The organism is Pseudomonas sp. GW821-FHT01C01, assembly GCF_059422645.1.
In genome coordinates this window covers 89849-103517 of the sequence record NZ_JBWKXF010000012.1, presented here as the reverse complement: position 1 = coordinate 103517, position 13669 = coordinate 89849, and the positions used below count along the sequence as shown (strand labels likewise).

At 57.7% G+C, this 13669-nt stretch carries 9 protein-coding genes; 7 read left to right on the top strand and 2 right to left on the bottom strand.

The features are described 5' to 3' along the window. The first annotated feature begins 106 nt into the window (after positions 1-106). The gene (locus AC07XF_RS11160; protein ID WP_495026524.1) at positions 107-1594 is read left to right on the top strand and encodes a hypothetical protein; all 1488 of its coding nucleotides are present in this window, start codon (positions 107-109) and stop codon (positions 1592-1594) included. A gap of 150 nt (positions 1595-1744) precedes the next feature. Here AC07XF_RS11160 and AC07XF_RS11155 read toward each other — a convergent pair whose 3' ends face one another. Beyond that, positions 1745-2680: a KpsF/GutQ family sugar-phosphate isomerase gene (locus AC07XF_RS11155; protein WP_495026523.1), complete on the bottom strand. Its 936-nt coding sequence runs from the start codon at positions 2678-2680 to the stop codon at positions 1745-1747. Between the two features lie 409 nt (positions 2681-3089). Here AC07XF_RS11155 and AC07XF_RS11150 point away from each other — a divergent pair, with 409 nt between their 5' ends. The 6 genes from AC07XF_RS11150 (at position 3090) to AC07XF_RS11125 (ending at position 11872) form a co-directional block, all read left to right on the top strand. After that, entirely contained in the window at positions 3090-5120 is a 2031-nt protein-coding gene (locus tag AC07XF_RS11150; protein WP_495026522.1) for a capsule polysaccharide biogenesis protein, read from the top strand. After that, the gene (locus tag AC07XF_RS11145) at positions 5120-6379 is read left to right on the top strand and encodes a capsule polysaccharide biogenesis protein (RefSeq protein ID WP_495026521.1); all 1260 of its coding nucleotides are present in this window, start codon (positions 5120-5122) and stop codon (positions 6377-6379) included. Before AC07XF_RS11150 ends, AC07XF_RS11145 begins: the two co-directional genes overlap by 1 nt. Continuing rightward, positions 6376-7152, top strand: coding sequence for an SDR family NAD(P)-dependent oxidoreductase (locus AC07XF_RS11140; RefSeq protein ID WP_495026520.1), 777 nt, complete (start codon positions 6376-6378; stop codon positions 7150-7152). Before AC07XF_RS11145 ends, AC07XF_RS11140 begins: the two co-directional genes overlap by 4 nt. Beyond that, positions 7145-9319 carry a GNAT family N-acetyltransferase gene (locus AC07XF_RS11135; RefSeq protein WP_495026519.1) on the top strand — a complete coding sequence of 725 codons (2175 nt, stop codon included), beginning with the start codon at positions 7145-7147 and terminating at the stop codon, positions 9317-9319. The genes AC07XF_RS11140 and AC07XF_RS11135 overlap by 8 nt, the downstream gene beginning before the upstream one ends. A gap of 11 nt (positions 9320-9330) precedes the next feature. Next, on the top strand, positions 9331-10782 hold the full coding sequence (locus AC07XF_RS11130) for a capsular polysaccharide export protein, LipB/KpsS family (protein ID WP_495026518.1): 1452 nt from the start codon (positions 9331-9333) through the stop codon (positions 10780-10782). Positions 10783-11413: 631 nt separating this feature from the next. Next, positions 11414-11872 carry an REP-associated tyrosine transposase gene (locus tag AC07XF_RS11125; protein ID WP_495026517.1) on the top strand — a complete coding sequence of 153 codons (459 nt, stop codon included), beginning with the start codon at positions 11414-11416 and terminating at the stop codon, positions 11870-11872. 442 nt (positions 11873-12314) lie between these two features. On the opposite strand, the gene AC07XF_RS11120 is transcribed toward AC07XF_RS11125, so the two are convergent. Beyond that, positions 12315-13664, bottom strand: coding sequence for an aminotransferase class I/II-fold pyridoxal phosphate-dependent enzyme (locus AC07XF_RS11120; RefSeq protein WP_495026516.1), 1350 nt, complete (start codon positions 13662-13664; stop codon positions 12315-12317). Between the last annotated feature and the right edge of the window lie 5 nt (positions 13665-13669).

The window sequence follows — 13669 nt, the reverse complement described above, 5'->3', positions numbered from 1 at the left end:
ACGCCAAATCATTCCAATAGCTTTCCGGCATCAGAAACAAGACAGGTAGCATTTTCTCTATTGGTCCTTTTCTGAAGCTGGAAAATCAAAACTAGAGCAGAAGCTTATGGATCAAACTATTGACATAACAAGCGTTGTAGAGAAGAACGAAAAAACCATCTTTGGAAAAAAAGTTCTATTCGTACCAATTTCAGAAAACACAAACTCTGAAAAGCTTTTGATTGTGATGAGCGCCCACAACCAAGGCAACAAATATATGGCATTACGCTCATTTCTTGAAAATCAGATTTGTGACTTGCTGTTTATTTCCGACCCAAAGAATTCTTGGTATCTCGATAACGACAACGGAGAAACCTTTCTAGCAACAATTCAGAGTTTTACGAAGTTCTATGCACCACACTCAACATTTTTATTCGGCTCATCGATGTCTGGGTACGGTGCAATTTTTCATGCGTTCAAATTAAATGCCAATGCCATTGCTTCGAACCCCCAGATAAACCTCGACATCACCAAAGATTATGCATGGCCTGAACTTATAGAACACATCAATGAGATTAATGGGCATCACACCAACCTTGATGAAATTGCTGACTCCGAATGGGGAGACTCAGCAATCTATGTCATTCACGGCCATGATGAAATTGACACAATTAATGTTGAACTGCTGACAAAGTCAGCTCCCAAGAACAAAAAACTGATAGTCCAGACTCTCGACGTCGACTCTCACGTCATGTTCTTCGGAAAAGAAGTAGGGTACATCTACACAGTTATGGACCTTCTTTCAAAATTCAGAACCGAGCTCGACCTTAAGACAATACTTTCGCAGTTAATACCAGAAGACAAAACAAACAAACGACAACTCAGGGCAGAAAGAAAGCTAGCAAGAATTCATGACCCCTATCGCACAATAGACCACTCCGGCGATAGTATTTCATGGCAAAATCGCTACCTGTACCAACAAGCGGGTAAGGAAGTATTTTTTTCCAACATCGGCTTTTATGCCAACAACCATCTTACTGGCGGAACTTGCTTTTTTGATGGAGAGCGCTGGAGACTTTGCACACCAACACCCTCCATTAACGACAATCTAATTTCCGGAAATCACCTAAGAACAGCCGGAAAAATCAGCTCACTTCAAAACAACCAATACATCAATGATCACTGGTGGATTCGTAACGAAGGGGAGTCCGAAATCGCTATAAATAGTGATTTCAACCACCTGGAAATTAACCTTACTCCAATCAATACAAAAAACATTTATTTAAGCTCAACCGTACAAGCGAATGCAGAACAGCATCAAGCCATGCTAGGCAAATACATTACATTTTCTGCGGATGTATACACAACTCACGGAGAAATGTATCTAACATTGGGTGGAGTTGGAGACTCTGGATACCATCATAAAAACTCTCAAAAGAACAGCCCTGGAACCTGGAAAAACATCAGCGTTACTGAACAGTTCTTATCTATTAACTCAACCCATAAAGACTCAGTATTCGTACGGATCAACTTAGCTACAGACGGAAAAGCGAAAACTATTCTGGTGAAAAATCTAAGCTTACAGGTAGGATACTTTCCGATGGGTTTTGCCTAATCCTTTCAGGACTGCAGGACAAAGGATTGTCCTCTCAAAACCGTTGAAAATCTGATGCCCCCTCCGCCCCTATACAAACCCAAGCAAATCAAAGTCCATCACCTTTAATTTAATTGGGTTGTATTTTAATCAACTGAGATTGGCGCTTTATTAATCAAAAATCTCCACAACCCCCACAACCTCATCACTCCCCTCTGCCGTCACCAGCAGCGCACGAATCTTGTGATCCAGCATATAGGCCTCAGCCTCGCTCAACTGTGCATTGGCTTTCACGGTATGCGGGCTGGAGGTCATGAAGCTGGCGACACTTTCGTTCACTACACCCGGATTGCCCAGCAACGCACGGCGCAGGTCGCCGTCGGTGACGATGCCGACCAGTTTTTCATTGTCCATGACCAGGGCGAGGCCCAGGCGGCTGGAGGTCATGACCAGCAGGCAGTCGTGGAATGAGGTCTCGCGGCTGACTTTGGGCAGGTTGGTGTGCATCACGTCGCTGACGCGGGTCAGCAGTTTGCGGCCGAGGCTGCCGCCGGGGTGGTAGCGGGCGAAGTCCATCGGTTTGAAGTCGAGGGCGCTGATCAGGGCAACGGCGAGTGCATCGCCCATGGCCATGGTCGCCAGAGTCGAAGTGGTGGGTGCGAGGTTGTTCGGGCACACCTCGCGCTCGACGGAGATGTCGAGCCAGATGTCGGCGTGTTTGGCCAGTGTGGATTTGCCGTTGCCGGTCATGGCGATGATTTTGTTGCCGAAGGATTTCAGGCTCGGAATCAGCTTGATGACTTCTTCGGTTTCGCCGCTGTAGGAAATCAGGATCAGTACGTCGATCGGCTTGAGCATGCCGAGGTCGCCGTGGAAGGCTTCGGCCGGGTGCAGGAACAGACTGGGTGTACCGGTAGAGGCGAAGGTGGCGACCATTTTCTGGCCGATCAACCCGGATTTGCCCATACCGCAGACTGCTGCACGGCCTTTACAGCCGAGGATGAGTTCTACGGCGCGTTGAAATTCGCCATCCAGGCGCTCGGCGAGTTGGCTGATAGCTTGCGCCTGGGCGCTGAGGGCTTCTTTGGCGATGGGAAGGTGATTCATGGGGATGTTATCGCTCCTTGATTTGAGTGGCGCGCATGTTATTGGTTGGGTTGCTTGCAGGGAACGTGATGCTGCCCCTTTCCGACTAATACCGGGCAAGTCCTGTCATTTCCTTGCCTGCGCGTGCGGTGGGCGGGGTGACCCCGAAAGACAGGAGTTTTACGACACTTGTCAATTGCGTATAGCGCCAAGCCCTGACCGCTCATCGGAGCATTTAATCCATCACAGCCATCGGGCTTAGTCGCTTACAACAAATGTGAAAAAACGTCAGAAATATCCTACTTTAGTGTATGGCAACGTGCCATTTGTATTATCATTCGCGGCAAATTTCATTGAGCATTTTTCTTCAGGTACGCACTGATTGCGCCGGAGAGCTGTGCCCGCCCGTTATGGATATCTGCTGTTTTTTATGGACAATGCCGCTCCACCGCATCGCTCTTTGCTGATTCTTTCCAAAGGTGCGCAACAGATCCCTACCCTTCCAGCCCTGCTGCCCGAATATCGGTTGCTGTGTGGGACGGTGCGCGACATTGCCCAGGCCGATGATGTCCTCGCGTGGGGGCGCAAACCCAGTGCTGTGCGCGCTCAGGCTGTGGCTGAAAAAGCCGGTTTGCCGCTGCTCACCGTCGAAGACGGCTTTCTGCGCTCCGTGGGGCTGGGCGCCGAAGACCCGCCGCTATCGCTGATCGTCGACCCGCTGGGCATCTATTACGACGCCACCACCCCTTCTCGCCTGGAACAACTGATTCCCGTACCACTGACGCAAGCGCAGATCCTGCGTGCCCGTGCCTTGCAAACCAGTTGGTGCGAAGAACGCGTGTCCAAATATAACGGTGCCCGAATCGAACCCTGCGGATTGCCGCAGCCATGCGTACTGGTGGCCGATCAGACCTGTGGCGATGCCTCGCTGCAAGGCGCCAGCGCCGCTGACTTCGAACGCATGCTTGAAGCCGCGCTGGCCCGTCACCCGCTGAGCACGGTGGTGGTCAAGGTTCATCCGGACGTGGTGGCCGGGCGCAAGCAAGGGCACTTCGATCTGGCGGCGTTGCGTAAACACCCACGGGTTCATCTGATCAGCGAAAACGTTCATCCAGCTGAACTGCTGCCTGCCGTCCAGGCTGCGTACGTGATGACTTCGCAACTGGGCTTCGATGCCTTGTTGTGGGGCGTGCCGGTCTACACCTTTGGCATGCCTTTTTATGCCGGCTGGGGTTTGACCACCGATGTATTGCCCGCCCCCGCGCGGCGCCAGCCTGTCAGCCTTGAACAATTGCTGCACGCCGCTCTGGTGGAGTACCCGCGTTATGTTGACCCGGAGACGGGGGCACCCTGCCCACCCGAGACCGTTTTGGCATGGTTGGGCCTACAACGACGGATGCGCAGTCGGCTGCCAAAAAACCTGCAAATGGTTGGCTTCAGCAAGTGGAAGCAACCGTTGGTGCTGGATTTTTTTAACGGTTCGTCCATTCGATTTTTTGGTCGTTTTTCCCGTCAGCGCATCTCAACGGCGGTCATCACCTGGGGTTGTCAACACGACACGCCACTGAGCAAAAAAGTTGGCAAACACCTCGGCCGCGTCGAAGACGGTTTCCTGCGCTCTGTCGGCCTGGGTGCGAAGAAAACCCGCCCGCTGTCGTGGGTGTTCGACGACCTCGGCATTTACTACGACGCCACCCGCCCTTCGCGTCTGGAGCACCTCCTGCAGAACGAACCGTGCAGTCCGGTTTTGCTGCAACGGGCAGCCGCGCTGCGTGAAGCGATCTGCGCCGCGGGCGTCACCAAATACAACTTGCCCGGTGCCACGTGGAAACGTCCAGCGGGTGTCGAGCAGGTGATTCTGGTAACGGGTCAGGTCGAGTCCGACGCCTCGATCCGCTACGGCGCACACCGCATCCGGCGCAATCTTGATTTGCTCAAGGCTGTGCGCGAGCGCCACCCGATGGCATGGCTGTTATACAAGCCGCACCCTGAAGTGCTGGCCGGCACTCGTGAAGCTGGCGAGGACGAAGAACACACCAGTCAATGGTGCAACCAGGTGGTGGGCGATGTGCCCTTCCACGAACTGTTGCCCGAGGTCGACGAGGTGCATGTGCTGACCTCGCAATCAGGCTTCGAAGCGTTGTTGCGCGGCGTGCCGGTGACCACTTACGGCCAGCCGTTTTATGCCGGCTGGGGCCTGACCCGCGATCGGGACATCAGTGCTGAAGTTCAGGCGCGCCGCACCCGGCGCCTGACCCTGGACGAATTGGTAGCCGCGACCCTGATCCGCTATCCGACCTATGTCAGCCGCATCACTCGAAAATTCACCACCCCCGAACGCACGTTAGTCGAGATTCAGAACTGGGATGAAGTACCTACACAAGGAAGGCTTCCAACATGGCGAGAGATGATCCAGCGTTTACTTCTTACCGCATTGAAACCACGTCCCGGAAACTCGTAGTGCCTGTCGAGCGTTCAACACGTCCGGTATCGGTGAAAACGCGCAACTCGTTCCTGCTTTTGCAGGGCGTCAGTTCACCGTTTTTCGCACGCCTGGTACAGGCTCTGCGGGCCGAGGGGCAGTTGGTCAAATCGGTCAATTTCAACATGGGCGACATCCTGTACGGCAGCGGCGCGCGGGTGTTTTATTCGGCGCGTCCCGAGCAGCTGATGGACTTCTACAGCCAATGCTTCAGAGCGGACCATATTACTGACGTAGTGCTGTTCGGCGACTGCCGTCCGGTGCATCAACCGGCGGTGGAACTGGCCAAGTCGCTGGGCATTCGCGTGCACGTGTTCGAAGAAGGTTACTTCCGTCCCTACTGGATCACCCTTGAGCGCAACGGCGTGAACAATCACTCGCTGTTGCCCCGTGATCCGGAATGGTACCGGGAAGTCGGCAAGTACATCCCCCGTTATCACAACGGCAATTCGTTCCGCCTGTCCTTTGCCTCCCGGGCCGTCCACGATGTGATGTACCACGTCGGCAGCGCATTGAATAAAGTGGTGTTCCCTCATTACAAAACCCACGCGCCCTACAACGCAGCGGTGGAGTATGCCGGCTACATTCGCCAGGGCATTCGCCTGGCCAGTGCCAAGGGTCGTGATGCCGAGGTGATCAGTGAAGTGGCACGCAATCGCCATCGCACCTTTCTGTTACCACTTCAGCTGGACAGCGATGCGCAGATCCGCGATCACTCGCCGTTCAGGCACATGAAGGATGTGTTGAAGTTCGTACTGGGTTCGTTCGCTCGCCATGCCGGCAGTGACACACGTCTGGTGGTGAAGAATCATCCCCTGACCCCGGGCATCGTCAACTACCACCGGATCACCCGGCGCATCGCCCACAAACTTGGCATTGCCGATCGCGTGGACTTCCTCGAAAGCGGCCACATGCCGACATTGCTGTCCCACGTCACAGGCGTGGTCACGGTCAACAGCACCGTGGGCGGTTCGTCGTTGATGCACAGCGTGCCGACCATCGCCCTCAGCGACCCGATCTACAACCTCAAGGGGCTCACCCATCAGGGCAGCCTCGACGAGTTCTGGCACACGCCGGAGCCGCCTGATACCACGCTGTTCCAGCGCTTTCGCAGCACCGTGATACACACCACCCAGGTCAATGGCGGCTTCTATACGCGCTGCGGTATCGACATGGCCGTGACCAACTCGCTGGAAGTGCTGATGGCCAAAACCTCGAGGATTGAACGTTACTTATGACGCGGCAAAAACAACCACGCTGCATCCTGATCACCGGTGCCACGGGAGGCATTGGCGGTGCACTGGCGCCCGCCTATGCGGCGCCCGGTGTGACGCTGATCCTGCAGGGCCGACGCACCGAGCGCCTGGAGGAAATGGCCGGGCAGTGCCGCGCCGCCGGCGCCAGGGTCATCCTCCACGCACTGGATGTGCAGGACCTGGAAGCAGTGCGCAACTGGATCACCCGGATCAGCGAAACCGAACAGCCGGACCTGATCATCGTCGGCGCAGGACTGAACACCTCGACCGGCCCGAATGCCGAAGATGAAGAGTGGGCGTTGTCCCAGGCGGTGATTGAAGTCAACGTCATGGCGGCCATCGCCACCGTGCAGGCGGCGTTGCCGGCGATGCGCGCACGCAAGCACGGGCAGATCGCTCTGTTCAGCTCCCTCGCCGGTTGGCGCGGGCTGCCGGCCACGCCGAGTTACAGCGCCAGCAAGGCAGCCATCAAGGCGTACGGCGAAGCCATGCGCGACCTGGTGGCCGCTGACGGCGTGCGGATCAACGTGATCATGCCCGGTTATGTCGAATCGAAAATGTGCTTTGAAATGCCGGGGCCGAAACCGCTGTTGTGGAACCCGGACAAAGCGGCGCAGCGAATTCGCAGTGGCCTGGCGGCCAACCAGGCGCGAATCAGTTTCCCCTTCCCCTTGAACCTCGGATGCTGGGCCCTGGGGGTGATTCCCCCACGGATGTCGTCTGTAATTTTGCGATGGCTGGACTACGGTGCCTGACTTTCTGAACAGTGCTTTTGCCTGGGTCATCCTGGGCGGATTTTTACTCTCCTGCGGCATCGAAGCGCTGCTGATCCCAAGGCCCGCCTTACGCCGGCCGCTGCGCAGCTGGCTGCTGCACGCCGGGGCATGGTTGTTCGCGGTTGCGCTGCTTTATGGCATGACCGGACGCCCATATTTCAGTGCCGTCAACGTGCTGGCCCTGTGGCTGCTGATCGTGCTGGTGAGCAATTCAAAGTACCACTCGTTGCGCGAACCCTTCGTGTGCGCGGACTTTGAGTATTTCAGCGACGCCGTGCGCTTTCCGCGCTTGTACCTGCCCTTCTTCGGCATCGGCAAAACCATTGTGCTGGCGTTGGCGTTTGTCGCCTATCTCGCCTGCGGACTGTATTTCGAAGCCGCCGCCAGCGATGCATTATCAACCGCCGCCCTGGCGCTGGTCAGTGCCATGGTGTTGCTGTTCATTGGCGCAATGAAACCGCTGCAACCGAGCTACGACGCCAGCCTGGATTTGCGCCGCTGGGGGTTGGCCGCCAGTTTGTGGACCTACTTTTGCGCAGCCCGGCGCAAGGTGTCCATCGACACCCTGCACTCGCCTTTCGCGGTCGGTGCGCAAGCGCTGGATAACCCTACTGACGTAGCCCTGCCTGACCTGGTCTCGGTGCAGAGCGAATCTTTTTTCGATATTCGCCGATTGTGGCCCGGCATCCGCGAGCAGGTACTGAGCCAATACGATGTGCTACGCAGCGAAGCCAGGACCCATGGTCGACTGCAAGTCGCTGCCTGGGGCGCGAATACCGTGCGCACCGAGTTCGCCTTCCTGACCGGGATTGCCGGCGACAGGCTGGGCGTTCATCGCTTCAATCCTTATCGCCACCTGGCCCGCCAAGGGCTGCCAAGCATCGCCGCCGAAATGAAACGCCGGGGTTATCGCACTGTGTGCATTCACCCTTACGCGGGCAGTTTCTACGGCCGGGACCGCGTGCTGCCGGCGCTGGGTTTCGATGAGTTCATCGACGTGCGCAGCTTCAATGACGGGCAAAAAGCCGGGCCTTTCATTGGCGATTGTGCCGTAGCGGACAAGATCATCGAATTGCTCGACGACAACACTCGCACTCAGCCTTTGTACATCCACGCCGTAACGATGGAAAACCATGGACCGCTGCACCTTGAACAGGTCGAAGCGGCAGAGTTGCCCACCTGGTTCGATCGTCCGTTACTGGACGGCATGCGTGACCTGGCGCCTTATCTGCGTCACCTGAGCAATGCCGACCGGATGCTCGGAACGTTGCGCGAGTACCTGCTGGCCAGTCCAACGTCGACCGGGCTGTGTTTCTTTGGCGACCACGTACCGATTCTCCCGGATGTGTATTGCGCCCTGGGCGCGCCGGATGGCGATACCGATTTCTTCATCTGGTCCAACCAGGCGCCCTGCTCCAGCGCCCCCCGGGCATTGAGCGTGGAACAACTGGCCAAAACCTTCGTCGAGCAGTCGAGCAGTCGAGCAGCATCCAGCCATCCGTCAAGAAAGCAAGCCGGGCCAAGACCGCAACCCATGACTGACATCGACACCGCCGCTTTGCGGATCGCCCTCGGTTCGAGCCTGTCGGAACCCGATGAGTCGATCGTCCGGATGATCACGTCGGGGCGCAGCTCGCTGGCCTTCTTTCTCGGCGATGAAGCCTGCCGTTATCGGCTGCTGGCCGAGTCGATCAACTGGGACCGGATTCTGATCGCCTACCGCGATTGCACGCCCCTTGGCTATGCCGCCTTCAAGCACCATCGGCGCGGGCCTTTCTCGCCAGGTGCCGGGCCATTTGTGCGTGAATTCGGCCGGTTGCGAGGTGTACTGCGCTACCTGCTGTTTGCGATGACCGAAGGCCGGGAGTGGTACTACGGTTTTTATCTCTATGGTCTGCACGTGATCAAGCACGCACGTCATCAGGGCATTGCCCGTTCACTGCTGACAGCGACCTTTGATCAGGCCCGGCGAGCCGGCCATGATCGGGTAGAGCTGGAGGTCCAGGTGAAGAATCAACGGGCCCGGCGACTTTATGTGCAGCTGGGATTCACCCGGGTCCGCTCCACTCCAGTGAATTGGCTTGGCCGCCTTCTGCCCTTCCCCGCGGTGATCAACATGCGCCGCTCGCTGACATCCCAACCATGAACCGCGAAGAGATGAGTCGATCAATCCCCCTTGAGTCACTGGTGGAAGGCCCCGGCTGGGTGGGCATCATGTCGCAGTGGGTGATGTGGAAAGTCTTTCACTTGAGTGAGTTCCTCGACCCCGAAGGGCCGCCGCAGTGGCTGTGGCGACGCGGTCAACAGCGGCCCGAAGGTTTGAAGGCGATTTCCGGTATCGGCTACAAAAGCTCTTCCGACCATGCCCGGGTGCTGTGTAAACGCTGGGGCATCCCTTATGTAGCGCTGGAGGACGGTTTTCTGCGTTCCTCTTCGCTGGGGGTTGAAGGCGATACGCCGATGTCGATGGTGGTCGATCCCATCGGCATCCACTACCTGGCCGATCGCCCGTCACTGCTGGAAAACATACTGCAAAATCCGCACACCCTGACCGCTGCGGAGCTGGCGACCGCCCGGACATTGATTGGCCTGATGCGCAGCAGCGGCATCGGCAAATACAACAACGCCCCGGACTTGAGGGATGAAGACTCCCTGGGTCGCGACAAGCCATTGATCCTGGTGGTGGACCAGACCTACGGCGACTTCTCCATTCCTGGCGGCGGGCTTTGCGAAGCGGACTTTATCTCCATGCTCGATGCGGCACTGGCGGAGAATCCCGACGCGGACGTACGGGTGCGGATTCACCCCGACTGCATCAACGGCCACAAGAAAAGCTGCCTGCTCGACGCTGCCCTCGCGCGAGGCGTGGCGCTGGAGAACCGCCACGTGTCCTGGGCCTCCCTGGCGGGCCGCGCCCGACGGGTGTATGTCGGCACCAGCCAGGCTGGACTGGAAGCCTTGATTCAGGGTGTACCCGTGACGTGTTTCGGGCTGCCTTTCTACGCGGGATGGGGGCTGACCGATGACCGTTTGCCGATCCCGCGACGCCAGGCCCGGCCAACGCTGGAGCAACTGGTGGCCGCCGCCTACATTCGCTACTGCCGCTATGTGAACCCATTGACCGACCAGCGCTGCGACGTGTTGACCGTGGCCCGGCAACTGGCCCGGCAAAAACAGCAGGACAGCCAGTTCGCCGGCACATTAACCGTGCTCGGCGTGCCCCGACGCCGGCAACCGGCAATCCGCAGCTTGCTCGACAGCCGCTGGGGTCAAGTGAAGTTCACCCGCTATCGTACCGACCTGATGACAACAGTGGCGCGCGAAGCCGGCAAGGTGTTGGTATGGAGTGCCCATGAACCAGACGATCTGTCTTCACGCGCCGCAGCACAGGGCGTCCCCCTGTGGCGCATCAGTACGGGCAACACACCCGACAGCTTGATCCTCAAGCGCAGTGACAGCGACGAACAACAACTGGTGCAAGTCCGCGGCATGCCCTGCAGCCATCAGCAGGCGCTGGAACACCACGCGCAACCCGATCCAGGCCTGCTCGACAACTGCCCACGCTATCGACAAGTCCGCCGCTATCTCAAGGGCATGCTGTCCCTGTAACCCGCTGCTAAAAACCGGAACGCGTACACGCCAATATTTGCGGCCGACACCTGTAGGAGCCGGCTTGCCGGCGAAGGCGTTTTCATTGGCGCTGCACGGCGCACGGCCGTCTTCGCTGGCAAGCCAGCTCCTACACAAACGCGTACTCACAATTATTTTGTGGATACGCAAATCCTGTAGGAGCCGGCTTGCCGGCGAAGGCGTTTTCATCGGCGATGCACGGCGCACGGCCGTCTTCGCTGGCAAGCCAGCTTCTACACAAACGCGTCCGCATCATAATTTTTGGGCGACACAACCCCTGTAGGAGCCGGCTTGCCGGCGAAGGCGTTTTCATTGGCGCTGCATGGCGCACGGCCGCCTTCGCTGGCAAGCCAGCTCCTACACAAACGCGTCCGCATCATAATTTGTGGGCGACACAACCCCTGTAGGAGCCGGCTTGCCGGCGAAGGCGTTTTCATTGGCGCTGCACGGCGCACGGCCGCCTTCGCTGGCAAGCCAGCTCCTACACGAATGTGTACACGCCATTATTTTGTGGGCGACCGTCCAGATACATCCGGACGCAAACCTTTACGACGTTAAATCAACTGCGCACTAGCCTTACCCTTTTCTACCTGTACAGGAGGGCAAAGGATTGCCCATTCGTTCCCACGCCAACCATCTGCGCGCTGGTCGCCATTCCCAATCTGGACAAATCTACCTGCTCACTGCCGTGACCCATCTACGTAAACCGGTGTTCAGCGATTGGCGGGCAGGACGGTTGGTGGTGGATCAATTTCGACTGGCCAGGATAGATGGACGGGCAGAGTCCCTGGCCTGGGTGGTGATGCCCGACCATTTTCACTGGCTGGTCGAACTTCAGAACTGCACGCTACCGGAGTTGATGCTTGCAACAAAATCCCGCAGCGCGAGAGAAATCAATGTCTACCTGGGTCGCTCGGGCCAATTTTGGCAGAAGGGTTTCCATGATCGTGCCATCCGCCGCGAAGAAAATCTGTTGGCAGTGGCCCGTTACATCATCGCCAACCCAATACGCGCAAACCTGGTCAGACGCGTTCATGACTACCCGTTGTGGGACGCCATATGGCTGTAAATATTGGCTTGCCGGCGAAGGCGTTTTCATTGGCGCTGCACGGCGCGCGGCCGTCTTCGCTGGCAAGCCAGCTCCTACACAAACGCGTACTCACGATTATTTTGTGGATACGCACATCCTGTAGGAGCCGGCTTGCCGGCGAAGGCGTTTTCATTGGCGCTGCATGACGCGCGGCCGTCTTCGCTGGCAAGCCAGCTCCTACACGAATGTATACACGCCGTTTTGGGAGACTCGCAAAACCTGTAGGAGCCGGCTTGCCGGCGAAGGCGTTTTCATTGGCGCTGCATGGCGTGCGGCCGCCTTCGCTGGCAAGCCAGCTCCTACACGAATGTGTACACGCCGTTTTGGGAGACACGCAAAACCTGTAGGAGCCGGCTTGCCGGCGAAGGCGTTTTCATTGGCGCTGCATGACGCGCGGCCGCTTTCGCTGGCAAGCCAGCTCCTACAGCTTTTGCAGTTCCTGCGCAACGATGGTGACGGTTTCGGCAATTTGTTCCGGGGTGTGCAGGCTCGACACGAAGAAGCGTACACGTGCCGATTTTTCGGGTACTGCCGGGTGCAAGATGGGTTGCGCGTTGATTCCTCGGCGGGATAACGCGCTGGACAATTGGGTTGCCTTGAGCGAACTGCCGGTGATGACGGGTACGACCGCCAGACCGGTGCTGGTGCCGGTGTCCAGGCCCGCTTCCCTTGCAAGTTCAAGGAATTGCCTGCCACGTGCCTGCAAGGTGGCGACGCGCTCGGCATCTTCAGGCAGGCAACGCAGCGCAGCCAATGCTGCTGCCGCCACCGATGGCGGCATGCCGACGCTGTAGAGAAAGCCCGGAGCCAGGAACTTCAGGTGTTCCACCAGTGCCGACTCACCGGCGATGTAGCCGCCGCAACTGGCCAGGCTTTTACTCAAGGTGCCCATCCAGATATCCACGTCACTGCCGGCCAGACCGAAATGCTCTCGGATGCCTTTGCCGGTCTGCCCCATGACGCCAAGCGAATGGGCTTCATCGACCATCAACAACACTTGGTGCTTGTTCCTGAGCTCGACGAAACGAGGCAGATCAGGGAAATCACCATCCATGCTGTAGATGCCTTCGAGCACCACTAAAACGCGCTCGAAATGCTGACGCTGATCGCTCAGTACCCGGTCGACTGCTTCCCAGTCGTTATGGGCGAAACTCAGGCGCCGGGCACCCGACAACTGAATACCTTGCAGCACGCTGTTGTGAATCAATTCGTCATGCAGGATCAGGTCCCGCGGACCGAACAGGTAGCCAATGGTGGTCACGTTCGTCGCATGGCCACTGACGAAGGTAATGGCATCGTCCACTTCATAAAGGCGCGCCAGTTCCTGCTCCAGCTCTCGATGAATCGGACGGTCACCCGACACCGGACGGCTGGCCGATACCGACGTCCCGTAATGATCGATGGCGGCCTTGGCGGCTTCAGCGATCACCGGGTGTCCCGAGTAGCCCAGGTAGTTGTAGCTCGCGAAGTTCACATAGCGGCTACCGCCCATGACGGTTTCGGCCCCCGCCAAACCGTCGTGCAGCTTGAAAAACGGATTGGCCAGGCCAAAACGCGCAGCGCCGTCGAGCATGATGCGTAGCTGCTGATAACCGGGGAACTGGTCAAATCGGCAGAATTGCCCAAACCCCTCACGCGAGGCGCCTTTGACACCTTCCAGCGACGGGCTTGGCGCGCCATCGCCAGTCTTGCGCAGACGCCGTTCCAGGGCTTGTTGGATCAGCTTGTCCTTCATCGAAGTGGCAAGCCCGGGCGAGTTTTTCTGAGTCATGGTCC

Coding starts and splice junctions, on each gene's coding strand:
- AC07XF_RS11150 (WP_495026522.1), top strand. CDS start 3,090: ATGGACAATGCCGCTCCACCGCATCGCTCTTTGCTGATTCTTTCCAAA.
- AC07XF_RS11160 (WP_495026524.1), top strand. CDS start 107: ATGGATCAAACTATTGACATAACAAGCGTTGTAGAGAAGAACGAAAAA.
- AC07XF_RS11120 (WP_495026516.1), bottom strand. CDS start 13,664: ATGACTCAGAAAAACTCGCCCGGGCTTGCCACTTCGATGAAGGACAAG.
- AC07XF_RS11130 (WP_495026518.1), top strand. CDS start 9,331: ATGAGTCGATCAATCCCCCTTGAGTCACTGGTGGAAGGCCCCGGCTGG.
- AC07XF_RS11140 (WP_495026520.1), top strand. CDS start 6,376: ATGACGCGGCAAAAACAACCACGCTGCATCCTGATCACCGGTGCCACG.
- AC07XF_RS11155 (WP_495026523.1), bottom strand. CDS start 2,680: ATGAATCACCTTCCCATCGCCAAAGAAGCCCTCAGCGCCCAGGCGCAA.